The 24,965-nt window shown below is 71.2% G+C and carries 24 protein-coding genes and 1 riboswitch; of the genes, 17 read left to right on the top strand and 7 right to left on the bottom strand.

Translation table 11 applies throughout. From position 1 onward, the window contains the following. Positions 1-9: 9 nt before the first annotated feature. On the bottom strand, positions 10-1,011 hold the full coding sequence (locus tag FHS44_RS14505) for an ABC transporter permease (RefSeq protein ID WP_184714563.1): 1,002 nt from the start codon (positions 1,009-1,011) through the stop codon (positions 10-12). A gap of 504 nt (positions 1,012-1,515) precedes the next feature. After that, positions 1,516-1,646, top strand: a riboswitch (FMN riboswitch). A gap of 346 nt (positions 1,647-1,992) precedes the next feature. On the opposite strand from FHS44_RS14505, the gene FHS44_RS14500 reads away from it, so the two are divergent. The 5 genes from FHS44_RS14500 (at position 1,993) to FHS44_RS14480 (ending at position 5,486) form a co-directional block, all read left to right on the top strand. Next, on the top strand, positions 1,993-2,601 hold the full coding sequence (locus tag FHS44_RS14500; RefSeq protein WP_184714561.1) for a riboflavin synthase: 609 nt from the start codon (positions 1,993-1,995) through the stop codon (positions 2,599-2,601). Further along, a complete protein-coding gene (locus FHS44_RS14495; protein ID WP_184714559.1) occupies positions 2,598-3,260 on the top strand; it encodes a nicotinamide mononucleotide transporter family protein in 663 nt (220 codons plus the stop codon). The genes FHS44_RS14500 and FHS44_RS14495 overlap by 4 nt, the downstream gene beginning before the upstream one ends. Next, on the top strand, positions 3,257-4,471 hold the full coding sequence (locus tag FHS44_RS14490) for a bifunctional 3,4-dihydroxy-2-butanone-4-phosphate synthase/GTP cyclohydrolase II (RefSeq protein ID WP_184714557.1): 1,215 nt from the start codon (positions 3,257-3,259) through the stop codon (positions 4,469-4,471). Before FHS44_RS14495 ends, FHS44_RS14490 begins: the two co-directional genes overlap by 4 nt. Next, positions 4,468-4,941 carry a 6,7-dimethyl-8-ribityllumazine synthase gene (gene ribH, locus FHS44_RS14485; protein WP_184714555.1) on the top strand — a complete coding sequence of 158 codons (474 nt, stop codon included), beginning with the start codon at positions 4,468-4,470 and terminating at the stop codon, positions 4,939-4,941. Before FHS44_RS14490 ends, ribH begins: the two co-directional genes overlap by 4 nt. Positions 4,942-5,027: 86 nt before the next feature. Next, entirely contained in the window at positions 5,028-5,486 is a 459-nt protein-coding gene (locus FHS44_RS14480) for a PH domain-containing protein (RefSeq protein ID WP_184714552.1), read from the top strand. Position 5,487: 1 nt separating this feature from the next. Here the strand turns inward: FHS44_RS14480 and FHS44_RS14475 are convergent, their stop codons facing one another. Together FHS44_RS14475 and FHS44_RS14470 are read right to left on the bottom strand one after the other, a co-directional pair. Then, positions 5,488-6,156 carry a potassium channel family protein gene (locus FHS44_RS14475; protein ID WP_184714550.1) on the bottom strand — a complete coding sequence of 223 codons (669 nt, stop codon included), beginning with the start codon at positions 6,154-6,156 and terminating at the stop codon, positions 5,488-5,490. Further along, a complete protein-coding gene (locus FHS44_RS14470; protein ID WP_184714548.1) occupies positions 6,149-7,489 on the bottom strand; it encodes a TrkH family potassium uptake protein in 1,341 nt (446 codons plus the stop codon). Before FHS44_RS14470 ends, FHS44_RS14475 begins: the two co-directional genes overlap by 8 nt. 77 nt (positions 7,490-7,566) lie before the next feature. Here FHS44_RS14470 and FHS44_RS14465 point away from each other — a divergent pair, with 77 nt between their 5' ends. Genes FHS44_RS14465 through FHS44_RS14450 form a run of 4 tightly spaced genes read left to right on the top strand, consistent with a single transcriptional unit; the run spans position 7,567 to position 11,224 of the window. Further along, a complete protein-coding gene (locus FHS44_RS14465; RefSeq protein WP_184714546.1) occupies positions 7,567-8,454 on the top strand; it encodes an AAA family ATPase in 888 nt (295 codons plus the stop codon). Continuing rightward, on the top strand, positions 8,447-9,553 hold the full coding sequence (locus FHS44_RS14460; protein ID WP_184714544.1) for a vWA domain-containing protein: 1,107 nt from the start codon (positions 8,447-8,449) through the stop codon (positions 9,551-9,553). The genes FHS44_RS14465 and FHS44_RS14460 overlap by 8 nt, the downstream gene beginning before the upstream one ends. Next, a complete protein-coding gene (locus tag FHS44_RS14455; RefSeq protein ID WP_184714542.1) occupies positions 9,546-10,652 on the top strand; it encodes an XdhC family protein in 1,107 nt (368 codons plus the stop codon). The genes FHS44_RS14460 and FHS44_RS14455 overlap by 8 nt, the downstream gene beginning before the upstream one ends. Then, positions 10,649-11,224 carry a nucleotidyltransferase family protein gene (locus FHS44_RS14450; RefSeq protein WP_184714541.1) on the top strand — a complete coding sequence of 192 codons (576 nt, stop codon included), beginning with the start codon at positions 10,649-10,651 and terminating at the stop codon, positions 11,222-11,224. The genes FHS44_RS14455 and FHS44_RS14450 overlap by 4 nt, the downstream gene beginning before the upstream one ends. A gap of 1 nt (position 11,225) precedes the next feature. Here FHS44_RS14450 and FHS44_RS14445 read toward each other — a convergent pair whose 3' ends face one another. Next, positions 11,226-12,122 carry an endonuclease/exonuclease/phosphatase family protein gene (locus FHS44_RS14445; RefSeq protein ID WP_312863658.1) on the bottom strand — a complete coding sequence of 299 codons (897 nt, stop codon included), beginning with the start codon at positions 12,120-12,122 and terminating at the stop codon, positions 11,226-11,228. A 169-nt stretch (positions 12,123-12,291) separates the two neighbouring features. Between FHS44_RS14445 and FHS44_RS14440 the strand changes: the two genes are divergently transcribed. The 8 genes from FHS44_RS14440 (at position 12,292) to FHS44_RS14405 (ending at position 19,794) form a co-directional block, all read left to right on the top strand. Further along, positions 12,292-13,332 carry an LLM class F420-dependent oxidoreductase gene (locus FHS44_RS14440; protein WP_184714539.1) on the top strand — a complete coding sequence of 347 codons (1,041 nt, stop codon included), beginning with the start codon at positions 12,292-12,294 and terminating at the stop codon, positions 13,330-13,332. 235 nt (positions 13,333-13,567) lie between these two features. Then, positions 13,568-14,863 (top strand): dicarboxylate/amino acid:cation symporter, encoded by a 1,296-nt coding sequence (locus FHS44_RS14435; RefSeq protein ID WP_184714537.1) that lies wholly within the window; start codon positions 13,568-13,570, stop codon positions 14,861-14,863. A gap of 84 nt (positions 14,864-14,947) precedes the next feature. Next, a complete protein-coding gene (locus FHS44_RS14430; protein ID WP_184714535.1) occupies positions 14,948-16,018 on the top strand; it encodes a M24 family metallopeptidase in 1,071 nt (356 codons plus the stop codon). A gap of 25 nt (positions 16,019-16,043) precedes the next feature. After that, positions 16,044-16,604: an elongation factor P gene (efp, locus tag FHS44_RS14425; RefSeq protein ID WP_184714533.1), complete on the top strand. Its 561-nt coding sequence runs from the start codon at positions 16,044-16,046 to the stop codon at positions 16,602-16,604. After that, complete coding sequence (nusB, locus tag FHS44_RS14420; RefSeq protein ID WP_184714531.1) at positions 16,604-17,014, top strand: transcription antitermination factor NusB; 411 nt, start codon at positions 16,604-16,606, stop codon at positions 17,012-17,014. Before efp ends, nusB begins: the two co-directional genes overlap by 1 nt. Positions 17,015-17,207: 193 nt before the next feature. Beyond that, entirely contained in the window at positions 17,208-17,966 is a 759-nt protein-coding gene (locus FHS44_RS14415) for a class I SAM-dependent methyltransferase (RefSeq protein WP_184714529.1), read from the top strand. A gap of 46 nt (positions 17,967-18,012) precedes the next feature. Then, positions 18,013-19,251, top strand: coding sequence for a DNA polymerase IV (locus FHS44_RS14410; protein WP_376771590.1), 1,239 nt, complete (start codon positions 18,013-18,015; stop codon positions 19,249-19,251). A gap of 147 nt (positions 19,252-19,398) precedes the next feature. Then, positions 19,399-19,794 (top strand): SCO2097 family morphological protein, encoded by a 396-nt coding sequence (locus FHS44_RS14405; RefSeq protein ID WP_184714527.1) that lies wholly within the window; start codon positions 19,399-19,401, stop codon positions 19,792-19,794. Between the two features lie 162 nt (positions 19,795-19,956). Here the strand turns inward: FHS44_RS14405 and FHS44_RS14400 are convergent, their stop codons facing one another. The 3 genes from FHS44_RS14400 to FHS44_RS14390 are packed head-to-tail and all read right to left on the bottom strand — an operon-like array spanning position 19,957 to position 24,592. Next, a complete protein-coding gene (locus FHS44_RS14400) occupies positions 19,957-22,365 on the bottom strand; it encodes a transglutaminase TgpA family protein (protein ID WP_184714510.1) in 2,409 nt (802 codons plus the stop codon). Beyond that, positions 22,362-23,618: a DUF58 domain-containing protein gene (locus FHS44_RS14395; RefSeq protein WP_184714508.1), complete on the bottom strand. Its 1,257-nt coding sequence runs from the start codon at positions 23,616-23,618 to the stop codon at positions 22,362-22,364. The genes FHS44_RS14400 and FHS44_RS14395 overlap by 4 nt, the downstream gene beginning before the upstream one ends. Then, positions 23,615-24,592 carry an AAA family ATPase gene (locus FHS44_RS14390; protein WP_184714506.1) on the bottom strand — a complete coding sequence of 326 codons (978 nt, stop codon included), beginning with the start codon at positions 24,590-24,592 and terminating at the stop codon, positions 23,615-23,617. The genes FHS44_RS14395 and FHS44_RS14390 overlap by 4 nt, the downstream gene beginning before the upstream one ends. Positions 24,593-24,965 lie beyond the last annotated feature (373 nt).

Here is a 24,965-nt window from a genome sequence, read left to right as displayed (position 1 = left end):
AGCTGGGGGCTAGCGCTTGAGCTTGGGGTCGAAGGCGTCGCGGACCGAGTCCCCGAGCAGGTTGAAGGCGATCACGAAGATCACCAGTGCGACGCCGGGGAAGATCAGGTACGTGATGTCGTTGGTGTAGACCTCGGTGCCGCGCCGGAACATGCGGCCCCAGTCGGGGATCGGCTCGATCATGCCGACACCGAGGAAGGACAGGGCGGCCTCCGCGGTCACCAGGGCGGGCAGCAGGAGCGTCGCCTGGATCAGGATCGGCGTCCACAGGTTCGGCAGCAGTTCCTTGAACACGATCCGCGCGGGCGAGGCGCCGGTGACCCGGGCGGCCTCGATGAACTCGCGTTCGCGGAGCGTGAGGACCTGGCCTCGCAGCAGACGGGCCAGACCTGCCCAGCCGAACAGCGTCAGCACGAGCACCAGCGTCACCGCGCGCAGCCAGACCGGCGTCTCCTCGTCAGCACTGACGAAGAGGTTCTCCACGACCGGCATGAAGGCGATGATGAACAGCACCGACGGGAAGGACAGCACCGTGTCGATCACACGACCGATGAAATAGTCCGTCTTGCCACCGGCGTATCCGGCCACGATGCCGATCACGATGCCGATCAGCGTGGTGAGGATGGTCGTGACGAGCGCGATCAGCAGCGAGGTCCTGATTCCGTAGACGAGCTGCGTGAACACGTCACGGCCGAGATTGGGCTCGATGCCGAACCAGAACTGCGAGCTGATGCCGCCGTTCGGGGCGATCGGATAGCCGAAGTCGTTGAGCAGGCCCGGGGTGTCCTGGCCGTAGAGAGTGTACGGGTCCTTGCCGTACAGCCAGGAGATCACCGGCGCGAGTATCGCTACCAGGATGAAGAAAATCACCACGATGGCGGAGGCGACCCCGGTCCGGTCACGGCGGAAGCGGAGCCACATCAGCTGCCCTGGTGAGCGGCCCACCGTTTCCGGTGCCTTCACCACGGGCGCCTCGTCGGCGGTGGTCGCGGCAGGTGCAGGGATGGTCATCGTGCGGGAGCCCCCAACGGCATGACTGAGCGGGATCTGGGGGAACCATTGCAAAACAGTCAGGGGCAAATCAATGGCCTAGCTGTTACTTGTTTTTTTGTTGTGCAATATAGATCAGGTTGTAGCTGCAATTCCATTGACCTGGGTGGGGGGTCAGATGGAATGATGAGATTCCCCACCGTCTGTTATTCACGGATTTGTGACATACCTATGACACGACCATGACGGTCTGTGCGGTCGTCGTGTCACCCCTCGCCGCGCGTATGTCCGCAGGCAGGGTAGGGCGTCGCCCGCCCGGGCGCGGGGAAAGGGCGACCCGCGAAGGTCACGTTCCGGCGTCCTGAGCCCCCTCCCTCTTTCGTACCACCGGCCCCACCCCCGTGCGAAGGGTTGTTCGAAGCGTGGGACGCCGTGCCGTACGGCATCCGAGCAAGCGTCCGGTTGTTCCATCTGGTGGGAGGGGGACTCGTCTCATTTGCCGGACGTGGCACACTGGGGGGAGAGCAGCGTGCTCCGGGGTCGGTGAAATTCCGAGCCGGCGGTTAAAGTCCGCGACCCGGTCGAAGCCATCGACCGGTTGACCTGGTGAAACTCCAGGACCGACGGTCAAAGTCCGGATGGGAGGAAGCGCGCGGGCGGCAGGGACGTCCCCTTCGGGGGTGACCCGGCCGCCGATGGGTGTACGTGCCTGTGATCCCCCGGGGCCCGCCGTGGCAGAACGCTACCGGCGAGTAGGAGTCCCGGATGTCTGGTCGGGCGCACCCGCGCCAACCGATCGGCCTGCCCGCGCGTGGTCGCGGCGCCGCCGGTCCCCTCTCCCTTCTCGCCGCGTGTGGTCCCGCGGTCCTCCGCCGTGCCCGCCTGTCCGTTGCAGGAAACCCGCCGGGAAACCCGGGAATCCCGGCCGGATCAGGAAGACAGGCGGCCCCGCGCGGGTTCACTCCCGATGTCACCTACGCGCCCCCTGCGAAGGAGCTGTGAATGTTCACCGGAATCGTTGAGGAGCTCGGCGAGATCGCGGAGATCGAGACGCTGCGCGACGCCGCCAGGCTGTCGATCCGCGGCGAGGTCGTCACCGCCGACGCCGGGCACGGCGACTCGATCGCCGTCAACGGGGTCTGCCTGACCGTGGTCGACGTCGAGGGGGAGGTCTTCACCGCCGACGTGATGAAGGAGACCCTCGACCGCAGCAGCCTCGGCGCCCTGCGTCCCGGCTCCAGGGTCAACCTGGAGCGCGCGGTCCGCGCCGACCAGCGCCTCGGCGGCCACATCGTGCAGGGCCACGTGGACGGCACCGGCGTGCTGCTCGCCCGCGAGCCGGACGAGCACTGGGAGGTCGTCCGGATCTCGCTGCCCGCCGGGCTGGGCCGCTACGTCGTCGAGAAGGGCTCGATCGCCGTGGACGGCGTCAGCCTGACCGTGGTCGGCGTGGACGACGAGGGCTTCTCCGTCAGCCTCATCCCCACCACGCTGCGCCTGACCACCCTCGGCGCCAAGCAGCCCGGCGACCCGATGAACCTCGAAGTCGACGTGATCGCCAAGCACGTGGAGCGGCTCGTCAGCGCCTACACCTCGGGGAACGGGTCATGAACTGGGTCAACGAGGGCTTCCAGCTCCTCGGGGTCAAGGTCCTGTGGACCGACCTGGTCGGCAACGTGGCCGCGCTGGCCACCGTGCTCCTGGCGATCCGCAGGTCGATCTGGACCTGGCCGGTGCAGCTCACCGCCGCGGTCCTGCTGTTCGTCACCTCCCTCAGCGCCCACATCACCGGAAACGCCCTCAAGCAGCTCATGTTCGGCGCGCTGGCCGTCTACGGCTGGTGGCGCTGGACCCGCGGGACCCGGTCAGGCCAGGCCCTCGCCGTACGGCCCGCGACCGGGCGGGAACGGCTCGCGATGGCCGGCACGATGCTGCTGGGCACCGCCGCCGTCGGCGTGCTGTTCTTCGTCGCCAAACTCTCCTGGGGCGCGCTCGTGCCGCCGCCGCAGGGCTACCTGCTGGTCGCCGCCGACGCCTACATCTTCGTCGGCAGCGCCGTGGCCACCTGGGCCCAGGGACGCGCGCTGGTGGACTTCTGGATCATCTGGGTGGCCGTGGACCTGGTCGGCGTGCCCCTGGCCTTCAGCTCCGGTCTCGTCGTCTCCGGGGCCGTCTACGGGGTCTTCTTCGTCCTCGTCCTCATCGGATTCTTCAACTGGCTCAAGGAGTACCGGTCCAGGACCGTGCTCGTTCCCAAGGAGGCTGTGTGACCGCGCTTGACCCCATAGAGCGGGCGATCGCCGACATTCGCGAGGGCAGGCCCGTCGTGGTGGTCGACGACGAGAACCGCGAGAACGAGGGCGACATCATCTTCGCCTCGGCCAAGGCGACGCCGGAGCTGCTCGCCTTCACCATCAGGCACACCAGCGGCGTGATCTGCGTCTCGCTGCCTGGCGAGGACCTCGACCGGCTCGGCCTGCCGCTGATGGTGCGCGAGAACAGGGAGCGCCTGCGCACCGCCTACACGATCAGCGTCGACGCCCGCGACGGGGTGACCACCGGCATCTCCGCCGCCGACCGCGCCAGGACCATCCGCACCCTGTGCGACTCCGCCACCGAACCCTTCGAGCTGGTACGGCCCGGCCACGTCTTCCCGCTGCGCTACCGCGAGGGCGGTGTGCTGGTCAGGCGCGGCCACACCGAGGCGGCCGTGGACCTGGCCAGGCTGGCGGGGCTGCGGCCCTCCGGCGCGCTCGCCGAGGTCGTCAACGACGACGGCACCATGAAGCGGCTGCCCGAGCTGCGCGAGTTCTGCGACGAGCACGACCTGGCGCTGGTCTCCATCGAGCAGCTCGTCGAGTTCAGGCGCCGCACCGAGCGGATGGTGAGCAGGGTCGCCGAAACGCGTCTGCCCAACGTGTACGGGATGTGGCGCGCCTACGGCTACGCCAGCGCCCTGGACGGCGGCGAGCACGTCGCCCTGGTCTACGGCGACCTGGAGGACGGGGAGAACATCCTGGTCAGGGCGCATTCGGAGTGCCTTACCGGGGACGTGTTCGGCTCCCTGCGGTGCGACTGCGGGGTCCAGCTCGACCACGCGATGGCGGAGATCTCCGCCGAGGGCCGCGGCGTCGTGGTCTACCTGCGCGGGCACGAGGGCCGCGGCATCGGCCTGCTGGCCAAGCTGCGGGCCTACAGCCTGCAGGACGCGGGCAGCGACACCGTGGACGCCAACCTGGAGCTGGGCCTTCCCGTTGACGCCAGGGAGTTCTCCAACGCCGGTCAGATCCTCGCCGACCTGGGCGTGAAGTCGATCAGGCTGCTGACGAACAACCCGGCCAAGCTGCGGGGCATGGACGGCTACGGCGTCAAGGTCCTCGGCCGGGAGCCGATGCCGGTGGCGATGAACCCCCACAACCAGAAGTACCTGACGGCCAAACGTGACCGCCTCGGTCACGAGATCCACGAGGAGAGCACATGAGCGGAGCGGGACGTCCCCAGGCGGAGGCCGTCGAGGCGGGCGGACTGACCGTCGGCATCGTGGCCGCCCGCTGGCACGAGAAGATCACCGACCAGCTCGTCGCGCGGGCGGTGCTGGCCAGCGCCGACAGCGGGGCAAGCGCGACGGTGATCCGCGTCGCCGGGTCCCTGGAGATCCCGGTCGTCGCCCAAGCCCTGGCCAGGCGCTGCGACGCCGTGGTCGCCCTGGGCGCGGTGATCCGCGGGGAGACCGCCCACTTCGACTACGTCTGCGAGTCGGTCACCTCGGGGCTCACCCGCGTCTCGCTCGACGAGGGGACGCCGGTCGGCAACGGGGTGCTGACGTGTGACTCCCTTGACCAGGCCCTCGACCGCTCGGGCCTGCCCGGCAGCCACGAGGACAAGGGTTACGAGGCCACCGTCGCCGCCCTGGAGACGGCGCTGCTGCTGCGCGACCTCAGGGACGCCTGAGGTCCTCGGAAGCGGGGGCGCCCTGGCCGTGCGGTAGGTTGCGTATCGCTGTGACCGGTGGTTTCCCGAAGGAACGTGATCGTCAGGTGAGTCCAGAGAACGTCCCGGCCCCCCCGCTGCCCGTCGTGTGGCGGCCGCGGAAGGGACGCGTCGTGGCGTACGGCTTCGCCGGGCTGGTCATCGTGGGAGCCGTCATCCTGGCGATCTTCCTGCCGCCGCCGTTCACCCTGGTCGACAAGATCGCGATGGTGGTGCTCGGCGCCGCCATCGCCGGGGTGCTGCACCTGCTCGGCCGCTGCCGGGTCGAGGCGGACGAGACGGGCATCACCCTGGTCAACGCGCTGCGGGTGCACCGCTACGAGTGGCCCGAGGTGCTCGCGGTGACGCTGACCGACAGCGAGCCCTGGGCGAAGATCGACTTCACCGACGGCGCGACGATCGGCGCCATGGGGCTGCAGGGCTCGGAGAAGGAGCGGACGGTCCAGCAGGTCCGCCAGCTCGCCGCGCTCATCAAAGAGCGCGGCGAGGCGGGGGAAGGTCGCTGAGTCAGGTCTCCTCGGCGAAGCGCTCGGCCATGCCCGTCTCACCCGCGACCAGCAGCACGGTGTGCCCGTGGATGGTGGTCTCGGAGGTGGCGTAGGTGAACCTGCCTCCCGGGCTCTTGATCCCGACCACGGTCACGCCGTACTTCGTGCGGATGCCCAGCTCGCCCAGCGTCTTTCCCACCGCCCAGCCGGGCGCCTTGGTCTTGACCAGGGCGTAGTCCTCGTCGATCTCCACGTAGTCGAGCATCCGTCCCGTCACCAGGTGCGCGACGCGCTCTCCCATGTCGTGCTCGGGCTGCACCACGTGGTGCGCGCCGACCCGCTGCAGGATCCTGCTGTGCTGGCGGCTGATCGACTTGGCCCAGATGTCGGGCACGCCGAAGTCGGCCAGGATCGAGGTGGTCAGGATGCTCGCCTCGATGTCGTTGCCGATGCCGACCACGGCCCTGCCGAACTCCTCGACGCCGAGCTGGGTCAGCGCGTCCGGGTCGGTGGAGTCGGCGCAGGCCACGTGGGTGAGCTGCCCGGACAGTTGCTGCACGTTCTTCGAGTCGTTGTCCACGCCGAGCACCTCGACGCCGCGGTCGGCCAGTTCGAGCGCGAGCGCGCTGCCGAACCTGCCGAGACCGATCACCGCGACCGCGTCGCCGCGGTCCTTCCTGTCAGCCAACGAGGGGGCCCTCCTCCGGGTAACGGAACCTGCGGGTCTGGACGTGCAGTGCCAGCGCCGCGCCGAGTGTCGCGGGTCCAAGTCTGCCGACGAACATCAGGACCGTCAGCGCCAGGTGCCCCGCGGTGCCGACGTCGCCGGTGATCCCGGTGGACAGGCCGACCGTGCCGAACGCGGAGACCACCTCGAACAGCACCTGGTCGAGCTTGAACGGCGTCAGCATCATCAGCACGAACGTGCCCGCGACCACCGAGGCCACACTGAGCAGGGCGATGGTCAGCGCCTGCCGCTGGAGCTGCTCGGGCAGGCGGCGGCGGCCGACCGTGACGTCGGGCTCACCGCGCAGCTCGGCCAGGATGACGTAGCCGAGCAGCGCGAACGTCGTCACCTTGATTCCGCCGCCGGTGCTCGCGCTGCCCGCCCCGACGAACATCAGCACGTCGCTGATCAGCCAGGTGTTCTCGTGCATCTGCGAGACGTCCACGGAGTTCATGCCGCCGCTGCGGGTCATGGCGCTGTGGAAGAGGGCGGCCATGATCCGCTGCCCGGGCGGCAGCGGTCCGAAGGTGCCGGGATTGTCCCACTCGGTGAGGAGTACGGCCAGCGTCCCGCCGAACAGCAGGACCGCGGTCATCCCCACGGTGACCCTGGCGTGCAGCGACCAGCGCCCCGGATGGAACGGGCCCCGGCGCAGCGCGGTGTAGACCGGGAAGCCGAGCCCCCCGACCACCACGGAGACCACCAGCGGCAGGCAGATCCACGGGTCGTGGACGAAACGCATCATGCTGTCCGGCCACAGGGCGAACCCGGCGTTGGTGAAGGAGGAGACCGCGTGGAAGAGCCCCTGGTAGAGGGCACGGCCGGGCGGCTCGCCGTACCCGAGGAAGAAGCGGGCGGCGAGCACGGCGGTGGTCAGCGCCTCGGCGGCCAGTGTCACCTTGGCGACGCCCGCGATCAGCCTGCGCACCTCGCCGGGGCCCAGGGTCCTGGTCTCGGCCTGGGCGTTGAGCCTGGCGCGCAGGCCGAGCTTGCCGGAGACGACCAGCGCCAGGATGGAGGCCAGCGTCATGATCCCGAACCCGCCGATCTGCATCAGCGCCAGGATCACCAGCTCACCGAAGAGCGTCCAGTGCGTCGCGGTGTCCTGTACGGCCAGGCCGGTCACGCAGACCGCGGACGTCGCGGTGAAGAGCGCGGACGTCCACGAGGCCCGCTGCCCGGCCTCGACCGCGACGGGCAGCGACAGCAGCGTCGAGCCCACCACGACCACGACCAGGAAGGCGGCCACGACGACTCTCGACGGCGTGTTGATCCGCCGCAGAACGTTCTTCACGAGGGGTGAGAATACGCCCGGTCCACCATTCCGTGCCGTTGGGGCGTGGGCGGCCCGTGCGGGCGTAGCCTGAGGTGATGCTGAGGGGGACGGTCAAGGCCTCGGACGTGGAGTCCCCGGGACACCTCGGAGAACTCCTCGACCGGTGTGCCTACCTCGCCGACGAGGGGCTGGCCACGGCGGCGTTCCTGGCGCTGCGGATGGGCCGCCCGCTGCTGCTCGAAGGTGAGGCCGGGGTCGGCAAGACCGAGCTGGCCAGGACGCTCGCCACGGTGCTGGGCGCGCCACTGATCCGGCTGCAGTGCTACGAAGGGCTCGACGGGCCCCAGGTGCTCTACGACTGGGACTTCGCCCGCCAGCTTCTGCACCTCAAGGCAGCCGAGGCGAGCGGGGCCACCGACGCGGCACGCCTTGAGGGCGAGGTCTACGACCGGCGCTTCCTGATCGCCAGGCCGCTGCTCAGGGCGGTGGAGACCCAGCCGAGCGTGCTGCTCGTGGACGAGGTCGACCGGGCCGACGTGGAGTTCGAGGCGATCCTGCTTGAGGTGCTCTCCGACTTCGCGATCTCCATCCCCGAGCTGGGCACGGTCCGCGCGCAGAGCCCGCCGGTCGTCGTGCTGACCTCCAACCGCACCCGTGAGCTGCACGACGCGCTCAGGCGCCGCTGCCTCTACCACTGGCTCGAACACCCCTCCTTCGAACGGGAGGTGGCGATCCTGCTGCGCAGGCTCCCCGGCTGCTCGCGGACCCTGGCCGAGCAGGTGGCCGGGGCCGTGGGACGGCTGCGCGGCGCCGGTCTGGTCAAGCCGCCCGGTGTCGCGGAGAGCATCGACTGGGCCGAGGCCCTGCTGACCCTCGGCGCCCGCGAGCTGGACCCCGGCCTGGCCGCGGCGACCCTCGGCGCCCTGCTCAAGCACCGCGAGGACCACGAGACGGTCCTCGGGAGGGGGTTTCCCGATGGCTGAGGGAGCCCACGGTGGCGAGCGTGACCTGGTGGCGGTCATGACCGGCTTCGCCAGGACGCTGCGCGCCGCCGGGGTGCCCGCCGACCACGAGCGGACCCAGGCCCTGCTGCGCGCGCTGACCGTCCTCGGCGCGGACAGCCCGCGCGGGGTCTACTGGGCGGGCAGGCTCACCCTGTGCGCCTCCGCCGACGACCTGCCCCGCTACGACCGGGTCTTCGACGCCTACTTCGGCGGCACCCGTCCGCGCCCCGCGTCCCCGCCCATGGTCACCGTCACCCGGAGCGTCACGACCCTGTCCGGCATCCCGGGACAGGAAAGGGAGCGGGAGGATCGGGCGGCGGCCGCCAGCCCGGCCGAGGTCCTGCGCACCAGGGACGTGGCCGCGATGACCGCCGCGGAACTGGCCGAGGTACGGCGCCTGCTCGCCCTGCTGCGGGTCGGCCGCGAACGGCGCAGGTCGCGGCGGTTCGGCCCCTCCCGCAGGGGCCGCCTCGACGGCGGGGCGACGATCCGCGAGACCCTGCGGCACGGCGGCCAGACCGTACGGCTGCGCCACCGCGCCCACCGGACCAGGCCCCGCGGGGTCGTGCTGCTCGTCGACGTCAGCGGCTCCATGAGCCCCTACGCCGACACGCTGCTGCGCCTGGGGCACGCCGTGGTCCGCGCCGAGCCGAGGGCCACCGAGGTGTTCAGCGTGGGCACCCGCCTGACCAGGATCACCGCCGAACTGCGCCGCCGCGACCCGGCCGCCGCGATGGAGGCCGTCTCCGCCGCCATCCCCGACTGGAGCGGCGGCACCCGCCTCGGTGAGGAGCTGCGGAGCTTCCTGCGGCTGCACGACGCGGCGGGCGCGACCGTCGTCATCGCCTCCGACGGCTGGGAGCGGGGTGACGCCGCGCTGCTCGGCGCGCAGATGGCCAGGCTGTCCAGGACGGCCTACCGGGTGGTCTGGGTGAACCCGCACAAGGGGCAGGAGGGCTATCTCCCGCTCACCGCCGGGATGCGGGCGGCGCTGCCGTACGTGGACGACTTCGTGGCGGGGCACAGCCTGGCGGCCTTCGAGGCGCTGGCCCGGCTGCTGGGAGGGCGCCGTGCGTGACATCCTCTCGCAGATCGTGCGCTGGTGGGAGGCGGGCGAGACGTTCGGCCTGGCCACGGTCGTCGAGACCTTCCGCAGCGCGCCCCGCCCGCCGGGCGCCGCGATGGCGGTCCTCGGGGAGGAGGCGGTCGGCAGCGTCTCCGGGGGCTGCGTGGAGGGCGCCGTCTACGAGCTGGCCCGGGAGGTGGCCGCCTCGGGGACCCCGGTGCTGCAGCGGTACGGGGTGAGCGACGACGACGCCTTCTCCGTCGGGCTGACCTGCGGGGGCGTCCTCGATGTCTTCGTCGAGCCGGTCTCGCGCGAGATGTTCCCCCAGCTCGGGGAGGTCGCCGAGACGGTCAGGGAGCACGGGCCTGTCGCGGTCGCGACCGTGCTGTCCGGTTCCGGCGCCGTCGGGGCACGCCGGGTGGTCGGCCCCGAGCGCGCCTCGGGCTCACTCGGCCTGGCCAGGCTGGACGACGCGGTTGACGACGACGCCCGGGGCATGCTCGCCCAGGGGCTCACGGGCATCAGGAGGTACGGCCCGCACGGCGAGCGGCGCCTGGACGACCTGGCGGTCTTCGTGCACTCCTTCACGCCGCCGCCCAGGATGCTGGTCTTCGGCGCCATCGACTTCGCCGCCGCGGTCGCCAGGATCGGCAAGTTCCTCGGCTACCACGTGGTGGTGTGCGACGCCCGCCCGGTCTTCGCCACGGCAAGGCGCTTCCCCGAGGCCGACGAGGTGGTCGTCAAGTGGCCGCACGACTACCTCAGCTCGGTCACCGTGGACGAGCGGACCGCGATCTGCGTGCTCACCCACGACCCCCGCTTCGACGTCCCGCTGCTTGAGGTGGCACTGCGCACCCCGGCGGGCTACGTCGGGGCGATGGGCTCACGCCGTACGCACGAGGACCGGCTGGCACGGCTGCGCGAGGCGGGCCTGGGGGAGGAGGAGCTGGGGCGGCTGCGCTCGCCGATCGGCCTCGACCTGGGCGCGCGGACCCCCGAGGAGACCGCGGTCTCCATCGCCGCCGAGCTGATCCAGCTCCGCTGGGGCGGCTCGGGACAGCCGCTGAGCGGCGGCTCCGGCCGCATCCACGCGCCGGGCCACCGGACATGACGCGGGCGGAGAGCGCGGGGCTGCTGCTGGCGGCCGGGGGCGGCTCCCGGCTCGGCGAGCCCAAGGCGCTGGTCGAGCTGGACGGCGAGCGGCTGGTCGACCGCGGGGTCAGGCTGCTGCGCGAGGGCGGCTGCCACCCGGTAATCGTCGTGCTCGGGGCCGCGGACGCGCAGGTGCGCGGGGCGGTCGTCGTGCACAACCCGGACTGGCGCACCGGCATGGGCTCCTCGCTGCGGGTCGGCCTCGCGGCGCTTCCCGGCGACGCGGAGCGGGTGGTGATCGCCCTGGCCGACCAGCCGTCCGTCCGGCCCGAGGCCGTGCTGCGGCTGGTCGAGGCGGCGCGCGGCGGGGCCTCGGTCGCCGTGGCGACCTACGCGGGCAGGCGGAGGAACCCGGTGCTGGTCGCCAGGGAGCACTTCGCCGAAGCCGCCGCCCTCGCGGTCGGCGACGTGGGCGCCAGGGCCTTCCTGCGGGCCCGTCCCGAGCTGGTCGTCGAGGTGCCCTGCGACGACGTGGGCGATCCCGCCGACATCGACACCCCCGCTGACCTGGAGGCCTGGCGGCGGGCGTGACTCAGGAGGGCGCCAGGCGGAAGGAGGCGACGGCGGCGCGGTGGTCGCTGCCCGCCGCCGCCTCGACGCCCGCGGTGGTCGCGGTGAGGCCCCGGTAGAGGATGTGGTCGGGCCTGGTCACCGGGAAGGACGCGGGCCAGGTGAAGCCGAAGCCGGACCCGGCCTCCTGCTGGGCGTCCAGCAGCGGCGGCACCAGGCCGGAGCGCTTGCGGTCGGTCGTGGCCGTGTTGAGGTCGCCGAGCAGCAGCAGGTGCTCGCTGCGGTCACGCTCGACGAGTTTGCCCGCCTGGGTGAGGGTCTCGTCCCGCTGGCTGGTCTGGCCGGGACGGGCCGAGGCCAGGTGCATCACGTAGACGGTCAGTTTGCCCTTCGGCGTCTCGACGACCGCCCGCAGCGCCCTGGCCCAGCCGAGGCCGATGTCCACCCTGCGGGCCTGCCGGATCGGGAACCTGCTCCACAGGCCGACCGTGTTCACCTGGTAGCGGTGCGGGAAGCGGGCGTCGAGCTCCTTGGCCGCTGGGCCGCCCTCGGTCAGCTCCTGCACGGCGACCAGGTCCCGCCCGCCGGAGACGTTCCGTACGGCCTGCGCCGAGTCGCCGTTGGTCGCCCCCACGTTGATCGTGGCGACCGAGACGTCGCTCGGGCCGCCGGGCGGGGAGCGCAGCAGCGTGGGGCCGAACATGACCCCCCAGACGGTCGCGGGCAGCAGCGCCGCGACGACCACCGGCCACGACCGGGTGAACAGGGCGGCGGCCAGCAGGAACGGCACGGTGACGCCGAGCCAGGGCAGCAGGCTCTCCAGCACCGGGGTGAACCCGCCGAGGTCGGGCAGGAGCCCGTGGCCGCCGAGAACGAGGGCCAGCACCCCCGCGACCACCATGATCGACCGCCTCAGCACACCGCTCCCCGTCCGTGCTTGTGGGCTTCCCGCACCCGAGATCCGTACGCTACCGGCCCCGTACGGGCGGTGCGGGGCTTGGAGCGGACCGGAGGGAGTCGATAGCCTTCTGCGCAGAGAGAACGGAATAACATTCGGTTCCTGTGGCGCGGGAAGGACGATCCTGACGATGCGTATCGGTATGGCCCTGAGCTACTCGGAGGGCTTCAAGGAGACCGTGGACGAGCTGGCCGACTACGAGAGGGCCGGGCTGGACATCGTCTTCGTCGCCGAGGCCTACAGCTTCGACGCGGTCAGCCAGATGGGCTACATCGCGGCCAGGACCGAGCGGCTGGAGATCGCCTCCGGCATCCTGCCCATCTACTCGCGCACGCCCGCCCTGCTGGCCATGACCGCCGCTGGCATGGACTACGTCTCGGGGGGCCGCTTCACCCTGGGCCTCGGCGCCTCCGGGCCCCAGGTGATCGAGGGCTTCCACGGCGTGCCGTACACCGCGCCGCTGGGCAGGACCCGGGAGGTCGTGGAGATCTGCAGGCAGGTGTGGCGGCGCGAGCGCCTGGAGTACGAGGGCAGGCACTACACCCTGCCGCTGCCCGGGGAGCGGGGGACCGGCCTGGGCAAGGCCCTCAAGCTCATCAACCACCCCGTCCGCGAGCGCGTCCCCATCGTGATCGCCGCCATCGGCCCCAAGAACGTCGAGCTGTGCGCCGAGCTGGCCGAGGGCTGGGAGCCGATCTTCTACATGCCGGAGAAGGCCGCGGAGGTCTGGGGCCCCTCCCTGGCCTCGGGCACGGCCAGGCGTGACCCCTCCCTGGGCGCCCTCGACGTCATCGCCCAGGCCCCGCTGGCCATCGGCGACGACGTCTCCGGCCTGGTCGACCTCGGCCGTCCCGTCGCGGCCCTCTACATCGGCGGCATGGGGGCCAGGGGCAGGAACTTCTACAACGACCTGGCCCGCCGCTACGGCTACGAGAAGGAGGCCGAGGAGATTCAGGACCTCTACCTCGCGGGCAAGAAGGACGAGGCGGCGGCGCTGGTCCCCAGGCAACTGCTTGAGGCGGTCTCGCTGATCGGGCCCGAGGGACACGTGCGTGACCGTCTGCAGGCGATGCGCGACTCCGGCGTCACGACCGTCAACGTCACCCCACTGGGCCGTACCCATGCCGAGCGCGTCCGGCTCGTCGAGAAGATCAGGGAACTGGCCTCCTGAGCCTGGCCGGGCCTTCTCTGCCCGGGGAGAACATGATATGGATCACAGTTGGAGGCGAAATTTCCTACCAGAATAGGTGGTTTCACGCCCTGTGAGGTTCTCCCCGGTGACCCCCCTGCTCGTCGGGCGGCCGTACATCGACCTGTGCCGCCTGAACGGCCAGCTCTGTCACTGAACGCATTTCCCGCTCCCCTCCCGCCCCGCGCGGGCACGTTCTCACGCCGGAGTCGCGTTCATGAAGAAAATCTCCTTCTCCCTGCAGCTGCTGCTCGGTCTGGTGATCGGCGCCGCCCTCGGGTTCCTCGCCCGCGCGGGCGAGATCGCCTGGCTCACCACGACCCTGACCGAGATCGGCAGGATCTTCGTCCAACTCCTCAAACTCGCCGTCCCGCCGCTGGTCCTCACCGCCGTCGTGGTCAGCGTCGCCAACCTGCGCAACGTCGGCGGGGCCGCCAGGCTCGCCGGCAAGACCCTGCTGTGGTTCCTGGTCACCTCGCTGATCGCGGTGGCCATCGGACTCGGCCTCGGCCTGGTCATCAACCCCGGCGAGGGCGTCACGATCTCCACGGCGGGGGCCAAGGCACCCGACCTCGAAGGCGCGGGAACCTGGCTCGACTTCGTGACCGGGATCATCCCCACCAACCTCGTCACCGCCTTCACCGAGCTCAACGTCCTGCAGATCGTCTTCATCGGGGTCGTCCTCGGCGCGGCGGCCCTGGCGGTCGGCGAGGCGGCCGAGCCGTTCCTCACGCTCAGCCGCTCGGTGCTCGAACTGGTGCAGAAAGCCCTGTGGTGGGTCATCAGGCTGGCCCCGATCGGCACCGCGGGCCTGATCGGCAAGTCCGTGGCCGCCTACGGCTGGGACCTGCTCGCCCCGCTGGCCAAGCTCGGCGCGGGCGTCTACATCGGCTGCCTGCTGGTGCTGCTGGTGAGCTACCCGGCGCTGCTCGCCCTCGTCGGCAAGGTCAGCCCGCTCACCTTCTACCGCAACGCCTGGCCCGCGATCGAGCTGGCCTTCGTCTCCCGCTCCTCGATCGGGACCCTGCCGCTGACCCAGCGGGTCACCGTCGAGCGCCTGGGCGTCGACCGCGACTACGCCTCCTTCGCGGTGCCCTTCGGGGCGACCACCAAGATGGACGGCTGCGCCGCGATCTATCCCGCCCTGGCCGCGATCTTCGTGGCCCAGGTGTACGACGTGCCGCTCGGCCTCGGCCAGTACCTGCTGATCGCGTTCGTCTCCGTGGTCGGCTCCGCCGCGACCGCGGGCCTGACCGGCGCGATCGTGATGCTCACCCTCACCCTGAGCACGCTCGGTCTGCCCCTTGAGGGCGTCGGCCTGCTCCTGGCCATCGACCCGATCCTCGACATGATCCGCACCGCGACGAACGTGGCGGGGCAGATCGTGGTGCCGGTGCTCGTCGCCCGCTCGGAGGGCCGTCTCGACGAGGCGGTGCTGAACGCCCCGCCCGTCCCCCTGGACGACGTGTCCACCAGGCCGCTGGTCACCGGGGGAGCCCCCGCTCCCGCCTGACGCCCGGCGGTGGCGGGTCCCTTCCCGGACCCGCCACCGCCCGGGGTGGAGACACGGGCGGACGGGGTCAATAGCATGCGAAGCATGACCTCCACCCACGCCCTGCGCCGTGAGCGTCTCGCGGCACTGCTGCCCGCCCACGAGGTGGACGCCGTCCTGGTCACCCGGGACGTGAACGTGCGCTACCTGACCGGCCTGGCCAGCTCGAACGCCGCGGTGCTGGTCACGGCGGACGGCACGGCCACGCTGGCCACCGACTCCCGCTACACCGAGACCGCGAGGCGCCTGTGCTCGGACGTCGAGGTGCTCCAGGAACGCGACGTCGCGGCGAGCCTGGCCGCGCGCTCCACGGGCAGGACCGCCGTCGAGGCGCACCACATGTCCGTGGCCGACTACTTCCGCCTCGGCGGGGACCTGCCCAGGGTGAGCGGGCTTGTCGAGTCGGTGCGCAGGGTCAAGGACGAGGAGGAGATCGACCTCATCCGCACCGCGTGCGCGCTCACCGACCAGGCCTTCGCCGAGGTGCTGCCCAGGCTGCGGCCCGGCATTACGGAGCGGGAGGTCGCCAGGGCGCTGGAGACCCGGATGATCGAGCTCGGCGCCGACAAGCCCGCCTTCGACTCGATCGTCGCCTCCGGCCCGAACGGTTCGATCCCGCACCACTCGCCAACGGACCGCCCCCTGCGCGGGGGAGACCTCGTGACCATGGACTTCGGGGCGCTGTACGGCGGCTACCACGCCGACATGACCAGGACGGTGGCGATCGGGGAGCCCGCCGCCTGGCAGCGGGAGCTCTACGACCTGGTCAGGGCCGCCCAGCGGGCCGGCCGCCACGCCGTACGGCCAGGCGCGCTCACCCACGAGGTGGACGCCGCGGCGCGCGACCTGATCACCGCGGCCGGGCACGGCGACTGCTTCGGGCACGGCCTGGGACACGGGGTCGGACTGGAGATCCACGAGGTGCCGTTCCTGGCTCCGCCGAAGCCAGACAGCGATGCCGAGCACGCTAGACTAGAGGATCGAGTTCCGGTCACCGTCGAGCCTGGTGTCTACCTGCCGGGTATGGGCGGCGTCCGCATCGAGGACACGCTCGTGACGCGTGATGACGGACCGGAGCTTCTCACACGGACGACCAAAGAGCTGCTTGTCCTATAAGAGCGGCCGTACGCAGGAGAAACTAGTGGCGACGACGAACGACCTCAAAAACGGCCTGGTGCTCAAGCTCGACGGCGGTGAGCTCTGGACCGTTGTGGAGTTCCAGCACGTCAAGCCTGGTAAGGGCGGTGCGTTCGTCCGCACCAAGCTGAAGAACATCCGGTCGGGCAAGGTCGTCGACAGGACCTTCAACGCGGGCGTCAAGGTCGAGGTGGCCAACGTCGACAAGCGCGAGATGCAGTTCTCCTACATGGACGGCGACGAGTTCGTCTTCATGGACACCGAGACCTACGACATGCTCAACGTCTCCCGCGAGGCCGTCGGCGAGACCGCCAACTACCTGCTGGAGAACATGCTCGCCACCGTCGCGGTCAACGAGGGCAACGTGCTCTACATCGAGCTTCCCGCGGCCGTCGACCTGATCATCGCCGAGACCGAGCCCGGTCTGCAGGGCGACCGCTCCACCGGTGGCACCAAGCCCGCCAAGCTGGAGACCGGCGCCGAGATCAAGGTGCCGCTGTTCATCACGACCGGCGAGAAGGTCAAGGTCGACACCCGCACCGGCGAATACCTCGGCCGCGCCTGATGTCGGCACGGGGTAAGGCGCGCAGGCGCGCGCTGGACATCCTCTTTGAGGCCGAGGCGCGCAGCCAGGACCCGCTCGCCGTCCTGGCCGAGCGTCTCGAAAGGGCGGAGCCGCCCGTCAACGAGTACACCACGACCATCGTCGAGGGCGTGTGCAGGCACCGCGCGCGCATCGACGAGCTGATCACCACCTACGCCGAGGGATGGACGCTCGACCGCATGCCCGCGGTTGACCGCAACCTCCTGCGCGGCGGCACCTACGAACTGCTGTGGATGCCCGACGTGCCCGAGGGCGTCGTGATCAGCGAGTGGGTCGGGCTGGCCTCTGAGCTGTCGACCGACGAGTCCCCGCAGTTCGTCAACGGCCTGATGGCCCGCTTCAAGCAGCTCAAGCCCTCCCTGGCGCTCTAGGGACGTTCCAGGCCCACCCGTGGAGACTCTCCGCGGGTGGGCTTATACGGATTTTTCCTGATCTGTTTGCTTGAATAACGCCTTCCTGAACCACGCGCGCCCGCCCGTGCCGGGATCGGTTCCTCCCGGACGGCACCGGGTACGGCCCGGCGTAGGCTGGGGCTCGTACCGCGAAAGAGGAGGCGATCTGAAGTTGCGCGCCGTAGGCATCTCACGCCCGTCAGCCACCCCGGCGGTTCGCACCGCCGTCGTGTGGGACGTGCTGCGGGCAGTGCTCGCCGACCGGGTGACCGCGACCGGCAGGGATCGGCTCGACATCGTCGACGCCGGAGGGGGCACGGGCGGCTTCGCCGTACCGCTGGCCGGGCTCGGGCACGCCGTCACCGTCGTCGATCCCAGTCCCGACTCGCTGGCCGCCCTCGAACGCAGGGCCGCCGAGGCCGGGGTCGGGGTGCGCGCCCTGCAGGGGGACGCCGCCGACCTGAAGGAGATCCTCCCCACCGACGGGGCGGACCTGGTGCTCTGCCACAGCGTCCTGGAGTACGTGGAGGACCCCGCGGGCGCGCTGAGCGCCATCGCGGGCCTGCTGCGCGAGGGGGGCGCCATCAGCGTGCTGGCCGCCAACCCGCTCGCCGCCGCGCTGCACCGCTCCATCGCGGGCCGTTTCGACGAGGCCCTGCAGGTCCTGGACGACCCCGAGGGCCGCTGGGGCGAGCGCGACCCCACGCCGCGGCGTTTCACCCGCGAGGCCCTGGCCATGCTCCTGTCCGCCGCCGGGTTCACCCCCGGCGAGGTCCACGGGGTGCGGATCTTCGCCGACCTGGTGCCCAGCCGCCTGCTCGACGGGGAGCCGGGGGCCGCGCGTGCCCTGGTCGCCCTCGAACAGGCAGCCGCCGCCCACCCCGTGCTCAGGGACATCGCCACCCAGCTCCACGTCCTCGGCAGAAAGTGAGCCTTTCGCCGAACGTGTGTTCCCATGCGTCTCGTACAATGGCCTCGTGTCGAGGAAACAGCAGGTGCCCCGTCCGGTCTCCGCGCTGGGCATGGACGACACCGGCTGTCCGATCCTCCACGTCGACATGGACGCCTTCTACGCCAGCGTCGAGCTGCGTGAGCGTCCCGAGCTGCGCGGCCTGCCCGTCATCGTCGGCGCCCCCGGCCCGCGCGGGGTGGTGCTCAGCGCCACCTACGAGGCCAGGCGGTTCGGGGTGCACTCGGCCATGCCCATGACCCGCGCCAGACGGCTGTGCCCCCGGGCCGTGATCATCCCGCCGAGCCGGGGAAAGTACTCCGAGGTCTCCAGGGGCGTGATGGAGATCTTCCGAACCTTCACCCCCGAGGTCGAGCCGATCGCCTCCGACGAGGCCTTCCTGGACGTCGCCGGGGCACGCAGGAGACTCGGCCCGCCCGCCGTGATCGCCGCCATGATCCGCGAGCGGGTCGCCCGTGAGCACGAGATCACCTGCTCCGTCGGGGTGGCCAACAGCAAGTTCGTGGCCAAGCTCGCCTCACAGCACTGCAAGCCGGACGGCCTGATGGTCGTCCCCGCCGACCAGGTCGTCGCCTTCCTGCACCCGCTGCCCATCGCGGCGCTGTGGGGGGTCGGGGAGCGCACCGAGCAGTCCCTGGCGCGCCTGGGGGTCAGGACGGTCGGTGACCTCGCCAGGATCCCCGTCGAGACGCTCCAGCACGAGCTCGGCCAGGCCGTCGGAGCACACCTGGCCGCGCTCGCCTGGGGCCGTGACGAGCGCAGGGTGACCCCGCACACCCCCGACAAGAGCATCGGCGCCGAGGAGACATTCGCCACAGACGTCAACGACCCCGAGCGGATCCACCGGGAGCTGCTGCGGCTGTCCGAGCGGGTCGCGGCCAGGCTCAGGCAGGGGGGCCACGCGGGCAGGACGGTCAGCGTCAAGCTCCGCAGGGCCGACTTCAGCACCATCTCCAGGTCCCGCACCCTCAGGGAGCCGACCGACGTCGCCCAGGTGCTCTACTCCACGGCCCGCGACCTGTACGGCGCGGCGGGCCTTGAGGGGGTACGGCTGCGCCTGGTCGGGGTGCGGGTGGAGAACCTCGTCCCCGCGGCCGGGATGACCAGGCAACTCGGCCTGGGAGAGCGTGAGACGGGCTGGCGGGAGGCCGAGCAGGCGATGGACAGGGCGGCCCGCAGGTTCGGTCCCGATGCGGTGCTCCCGGCGTCGCTTGTTCGCCCGTCGTTTGGTGAAATAGATCTATGACACCGCCTCCGGTTTGGACTACGTTGGACGTTTTCTTTCGTCTACGTCTACAGCCTCGTATTCTGGGGATAACCGACCGCGAGGTTCGGACACCCCGTGTCGTCCGTCACCGTCTTCCCCGTACTGGGGCTGTCCTTGGGAGGCGCCGTGCCGCTCTCTGAGCACGAGCAGCGCTTGCTCGACCAGATCGAGCAGGCCCTCTACGCCGAGGACCCGAAGTGGGCCAATACCGTAAGGATCAGTGATCCACGCAGCCACTACAAGCGCCGCCTGGTGAAGGCCTCCATCGGCTTCGTCCTGGGTGTCGTCCTGTTGATGGTCGGCGTCGTGAACTACATCCCGCTCGGAGTCGGCGGTTTCGTGGTCATGCTCGCCGCGTGTCTGTGGGGTCTGTCCAGTTGGAAGCGTATGAACGGCTTCGGCGAGACCGCCGGGGCCGGGCCCTCCCGCCAGGCGGGCAGGCCGGGTCGCAGAGGCGGTCCCCGGCCGAGTTTCATGGAGCGGATGGAGGAGCGCTGGCGCCGTCGCCACGACGAGCGCTGAGCCCCCACGGCCCCGGTGAGACGGTCCAGAAGACGGCGCGGTCCCTGAGAGACAGAGTCCTCGCCCCGTCCGGTCCAACCACGCCCCCGACCGGAGCCCCCGCCAGGAGCCCCGGTCAGGCCGTGCCCGCGCCACGGATCCCCCGAGGCGCGGGCGGACGGGTCAGGCCTTCCTGCCGGTGAGGCGGAGGTTCTCCAGCCGGTCGAAGACGTCCAGCAGCCCGGTGCCGACGGCCCGCGCCCTGGCGAGCGTCGAGGGCGGCAGCAGCACGGCGCGGATCCTCCTGCCCCGGGGCACGGAGGCCGCCAGTGCCCGCCGTACCACCCGGAGGTCCTCACGCGTGGGGCCGTTCTCGCCGGGGGTCCTGGCGAAGAGCATCCGCTCGGCGGAGGTGGCGATCCGCGTTACGGCCTCCTCGGCCGGCGCGTCGAACCCGTGCTGCGCCGCCAGCCGTACGGCCAGCGCCCTGGGGCTCTCGCTCGGGCCGCGTGAGACGCCGTGGTCGTACAGGGTGTCGCAGAGCTCCGCCCAGGTGGCCGTCGTCGCCTGGTGCCACAGGCTCGTCCTGACCGTGACGGCGCCCGGCGCCTCCGCCACGACGACGGCGGGCCGGGCCGCGCGGGAGGAGACCCTGCGGCGGCGGGCGCGCAGCTGCCAGCGGAGCATCGCCGGGATCAGCGCGACCAGCGCCGCGGCCACCACGCCGAGACCGATCCTGGCCGCCAGGGGCGTGCCCTCCTCGACCACGATGGGCCCGCTGCCGCCGTACTCGAGGTCGGGCCTGCGGTTGCGGGGGTTGCTCGCCGACCCGCTGGCCGGGTCGGAGGAGTCCGAACCGGTCGCCGGAGCGGCGGAGGGCTGGTCGTCGGGCGCGTCCGCGGCCCGCGCGCGGCTGTAGGCGGGGACCGTGGCGCTGCCCTGTCCGGTGAGGCCGGCGGGGGTCGGCTCGAAGCGCAGCCAGCCCGTCCCCTCGAAGTAGAGCTCGGGCCAGGCGTGGGAGTCGTGCGTGCGCACCTGCCAGCGCTCACCGAGTTTGGCGCCCCCGGTGTAGCCGACGGCGACCCTGGCGGGGATGCCGAGCACCCTGGCCAGCACCGCCATCGAGGCCGCGAACTGCTCGCAGTATCCAGCCCTGTTGCGGATCAGGAAGTCCGTCAGCGCCTGCTCGTCGTGCCCCTGGGCGGCCAGGGTGTAGGTGAAGCCGCCCTTGCTGGTGAAGAACTCCTGGAGCTTGATCGCCCGCTCGTAGGGGTTCGTCTCACCCGCGGTCTCGCGCACCGCCAGGTCCCTGACCTCCCTGGGCAGGTCCCTGGGCAACTGCAGGTAGCGTTCGGCGATCTCCCTGGGCGCCGCAGCGGCCGACCTCAGCGCCTCGGCGGTCGGCTTGGGCTCGTCGCTGACGACCGTGTAGGTCAGCCCTCCCGCGGTGTCCTCGGTCGAGAAGACCATCAGGGTGTCGCGGTCGGGGCGCCAGTCGCCCTCGACCTGGACGCGGCTCGGCGGGTACGGCAGCGGCAGGAACTCCATGCCCCTGATGGCGGGGCTCACCGTGATCTTCGTCGTCACCGTCACGGCGGGCACCTGACGGCTCTGGCCGGGCGGCGGGGGCAGCGGCTCCTGCGAGATCCGGTCCTCGGGCAGGCCGCTCGACCCCGTCATCGTCCACTGCTGGCCGTCGAAGATGTCCAGCGCGTACATCCGCAGGTAGCGCGGAAGGTTGTCCGTCGTGGTGTAGCTGAGCACCTCGGAGTTGTTCGGCAGCGAGAGTTCGCCCCGCAGGCTGACGATCGGGTTCGAGATGCTGATCGAGTTGGTGCCCTTCCCCCTGCCGTTGCCGACACCGAAGCCGAACAGCGGGGAGGGTTCGAGCGTGGGCAGCAGCGCGGGCAGCAGGATCGCGAGCACGACCGCGGTGAGCCCGATGCGCTTGCCCGACAGGCGCAGGGGGCCGACGTCGGCGACCGCCCGCGACGTCACCGAGGAGCGGCGCACCAGCACCGCCCTGCCCCAGTGGCCTACTCGCTCCCTGCCGTCGGCGACCAGCAGCCCGAGATAGCCGACGGCCGCGAGGATGAACGCGGGCCAGCTGATCGGCTCGGTGGCCACCGCCGCGGGGACCGTGAACAGCGCCAGCAGCGGCAGCCCGCACAGCGCCGCCCTGCGCGTCCGGGAGGCGAGCACGTCCACCACGATGGCGATCAGCGCGACGCCCGCGCAGGTCAGCAGGGTGATGGCGGGCTTGGCGGGCACGGGCGCCGCGAAGCGCTGGATGTCGGCGAAGCCGGTGACCAGCATCTTGGCCAGTCCCACGGCCGACTCCCTGGTCGGGACCACCCTGGCCCACGCCTTCTCCGGGGAGAAGACGGCGGTCAGGTAGATCCAGATCGCCACGGCCTGGCCGAGCGGTGCCAGCCAGGGAGGCAGACTGTAGCGGCTGACGGGCACGCCGACCGCCGTCACCACGGCCACGGCCCCCAGGCTCGCCCAGAACCAGGCGCCGCCCTGGAAGAGGGGATACAGCGCGATGGTGACCGCCATGGTCGCCGCGCCCGCCGCGATCGGAAGTCTCATGAGCCGCCCCCACTGAATGCGAACCGCCCGCCCTGGGCGGCCTTCGGCCACACGTTCGCGATCGTCGTGCTTGAGGGCAGCGGCACGACGCGCCACCCCGCCCCGGCCAGCACCGCCTGGGCCGCCAGCTGACCCTCGTCCTCGCCCGACTCGGGCCGGTCCCAGCCCGCGATGTCCAGCGTCACGGCCACCCCGGTCATGTTGCCGTGCCTGATCCTGGCCAGCGCCTGGGCCTGCTCGACGTCGAGCGCGCCGAGCACGGCGACGATCAGGCCCTCGCCGCCGCCCTGCCGCAGGGCGGCCGTGCCGTACTCCAGGGAGCGGGCCGAGCTGGTGCGCATCTCGGCGAGGGTGTCGAGCAGCGCCCAGCTCAATCCGGTCTCCGGGAGCCGTTCCGCGCCCTGGTCGGTCACCAGGCGCAGGCCGAGCCCCTCGTGGGCCAGGTGGACGCCGATGGAGGCCGCCGCCGAGACCGCGACCTCGAAGGAGGAACGGGGCCCCTCACCCCGGTGGGCGTACCTGCGGGTGTCCAGCAGCAGCGCGCCCCTGCTCTGCCACTGCTGCTCCTCGCGCCGCACCATCAGCTCGCCGTACCTCGCGGTCGAGCGCCAGTGCACCCGCCGCAGGTCGTCGCCCTGCCGGTACTCGCGCGGCGCGACGTCGTCGTCACCCGCCGCCGCCACACTCCTGGTACGGCTCTCGCCCCCGCCGGCCAGCTCCCCGGAGAGACGGACCCGGGGCAGCGCCACGACCTGGGGCGTCACCACGAGCGTGTCGCTGATGGTGAAGGACCTCGTCAGCTCGACCAGACCGAACGGGTCGGTGATCCGCACCGTGAGCGGGCCGATGCCGAAGCGGCCGCGCAGGTCGGACCTGACCCGGTAGTCGATCTCGCGGACCCCCAGCGCCTCGACCCGGTCCAGGACGAACCTGGGGCGGGCGCCCAGGGCGTAGGGGACGGTGTCCTCGATCATCAGCAGGCCGGTCGGCAGCCTGGTGACGTTCTCAAGGCGCAGCGTCACGGTGGCCTCGCCGCCGACCGGGACCCGGGGCGGGTCCAGACGGCGCGCGCAGCTCAGCCGGTAGCGGGTACGGCTGACCACCATCGCCGCGAGCAGCGGCAGCGAGATGATCAGCACCCCGATCCTGAGCAGGTCGTGCTCGCCGAGAAAGAAGGCGCACAGCAGCGCCGCGGTGCCGGAGGCGAGGAAGGACCAGCCGCGGGCGGTGAGCGCTCTGAGGCCCGAGGTCACTTCGTCTGGACCTCGGGCACGGGCACCCGGCGGACCAGGTCTGCCACCACCTGTTCCGGCATGCGCCGCTGGCCCTGGGCCTCGACGCTGGGCAGCAGCCGGTGGGCCAGCACCGGCACGCACAGGTCCTGCAGGTCGTCGGGGATGACGTAGTCGCGCCCGGCCAGCGCGGCGTGCGCCCTGGCCGCCCTGACCAACTGCAGGGTCGATCGCGGCGAGGCGCCCAGGCGCAGCTCGGGGCTCTGCCGGGTCGCGGTCACCAGGTCGACGGCGTACTTCTTGATCGGCTGTGAGACGTAGACCGCGCGCACCGCCTCGATGAGGGTCCGCACCTCCGCGGTCGTGGCGACCGGCTCCAGCTTGTCCAGCGGTGAGGCCGCCCCGTGCACGTCGAGCATCTCCAACTCGGCGCTCGCCTCGGGGTAGCCCATCGCGATCCTGGCGGTGAAGCGGTCGCGCTGCGCCTCGGGGAGGGGATAGGTGCCCTCCATCTCGATGGGGTTCTGCGTCGCGATCACCATGAAGGGGCTCTCCAGCGCGTAGGTCGCGCCGTCCACGGTGACCTGGTGCTCCTCCATGCACTCCAGCAGCGCGGACTGGGTCTTCGGCGAGGCGCGGTTGATCTCGTCGCCGACCACGATGCTGGCGAAGACCGGGCCGGGCTTGAACTCGAACTCCCTGGTCTGCTGGTTGTAGGCGCTGACCCCGGTGATGTCGCTCGGCAGCAGGTCGGGAGTGAACTGGATACGGCGGACCGGGCAGTCGATGGAGCGGGCCAGGGCCTTGGCGAGCATGGTCTTGCCGACACCGGGCACGTCCTCGATGAGCAGGTGCCCCTCCGCCAGAAGAACGGTCAAGGTCAGGCGGACGGCGTCCCCCTTGCCCTCGATCACCGACTCGATCGCCTGGCGGATGCGGTGCGCCGTGACGACCAGATCATCGAGCCGGGGGGAGATGTCATGGGTTACTGCCACCAGGCCTCCATGAAGCTGCGGCGGTTTCACGCCGGGGGTTGGTATTTGGGGGACTTTATAGGCCCTTTTCCATTGTGCGTACCGACACTACGACGCCCGAGGTTCCAGAGCGACTCTATGTGGGTATTAGGGCTGTTTCTGGATGGACAGCCACAGTGTGTGAGCTGAGCGTTCCGTTCATGTGGAGGGTGTGTCCGGATCTCGTGACGGGCCGTGGGGCAAGGCCTTCCGACGGTCGCGCGCTCCACTTTCCTCCCGCGCCGCCGTCGATTGGTTCATTCCTCGATTGTCCGGCTATCGCTTACCTTCCCGACACGCCCGTGACATAGCGGGGGGCGCCTTACCCCCTCCACTCCGCCCCACCTGTTCTGAG

Source organism: Streptosporangium saharense (assembly GCF_014203715.1).
Taxonomy (GTDB): Bacteria; Actinomycetota; Actinomycetes; order Streptosporangiales; family Streptosporangiaceae; genus Streptosporangium; species Streptosporangium saharense.
The sequence above is the reverse complement of the archived record's forward strand: the minus strand, read 5'-3'. Positions and strand labels throughout refer to the sequence as shown.

Excerpts from the sequence above, each read along its gene's own strand:
- FHS44_RS14505 (WP_184714563.1), bottom strand. The coding sequence starts at position 1,011 with ATGACCATCCCTGCACCTGCCGCGACCACCGCCGACGAGGCGCCCGTG.
- FHS44_RS14500 (WP_184714561.1), top strand. The coding sequence starts at position 1,993 with ATGTTCACCGGAATCGTTGAGGAGCTCGGCGAGATCGCGGAGATCGAG.
- FHS44_RS14495 (WP_184714559.1), top strand. The coding sequence starts at position 2,598 with ATGAACTGGGTCAACGAGGGCTTCCAGCTCCTCGGGGTCAAGGTCCTG.
- ribH (WP_184714555.1), top strand. The coding sequence starts at position 4,468 with ATGAGCGGAGCGGGACGTCCCCAGGCGGAGGCCGTCGAGGCGGGCGGA.
- FHS44_RS14465 (WP_184714546.1), top strand. The coding sequence starts at position 7,567 with ATGCTGAGGGGGACGGTCAAGGCCTCGGACGTGGAGTCCCCGGGACAC.
- FHS44_RS14460 (WP_184714544.1), top strand. The coding sequence starts at position 8,447 with ATGGCTGAGGGAGCCCACGGTGGCGAGCGTGACCTGGTGGCGGTCATG.
- FHS44_RS14450 (WP_184714541.1), top strand. The coding sequence starts at position 10,649 with ATGACGCGGGCGGAGAGCGCGGGGCTGCTGCTGGCGGCCGGGGGCGGC.
- FHS44_RS14440 (WP_184714539.1), top strand. The coding sequence starts at position 12,292 with ATGCGTATCGGTATGGCCCTGAGCTACTCGGAGGGCTTCAAGGAGACC.
- FHS44_RS14435 (WP_184714537.1), top strand. The coding sequence starts at position 13,568 with ATGAAGAAAATCTCCTTCTCCCTGCAGCTGCTGCTCGGTCTGGTGATC.
- FHS44_RS14430 (WP_184714535.1), top strand. The coding sequence starts at position 14,948 with ATGACCTCCACCCACGCCCTGCGCCGTGAGCGTCTCGCGGCACTGCTG.
- nusB (WP_184714531.1), top strand. The coding sequence starts at position 16,604 with ATGTCGGCACGGGGTAAGGCGCGCAGGCGCGCGCTGGACATCCTCTTT.
- FHS44_RS14400 (WP_184714510.1), bottom strand. The coding sequence starts at position 22,365 with ATGAGACTTCCGATCGCGGCGGGCGCGGCGACCATGGCGGTCACCATC.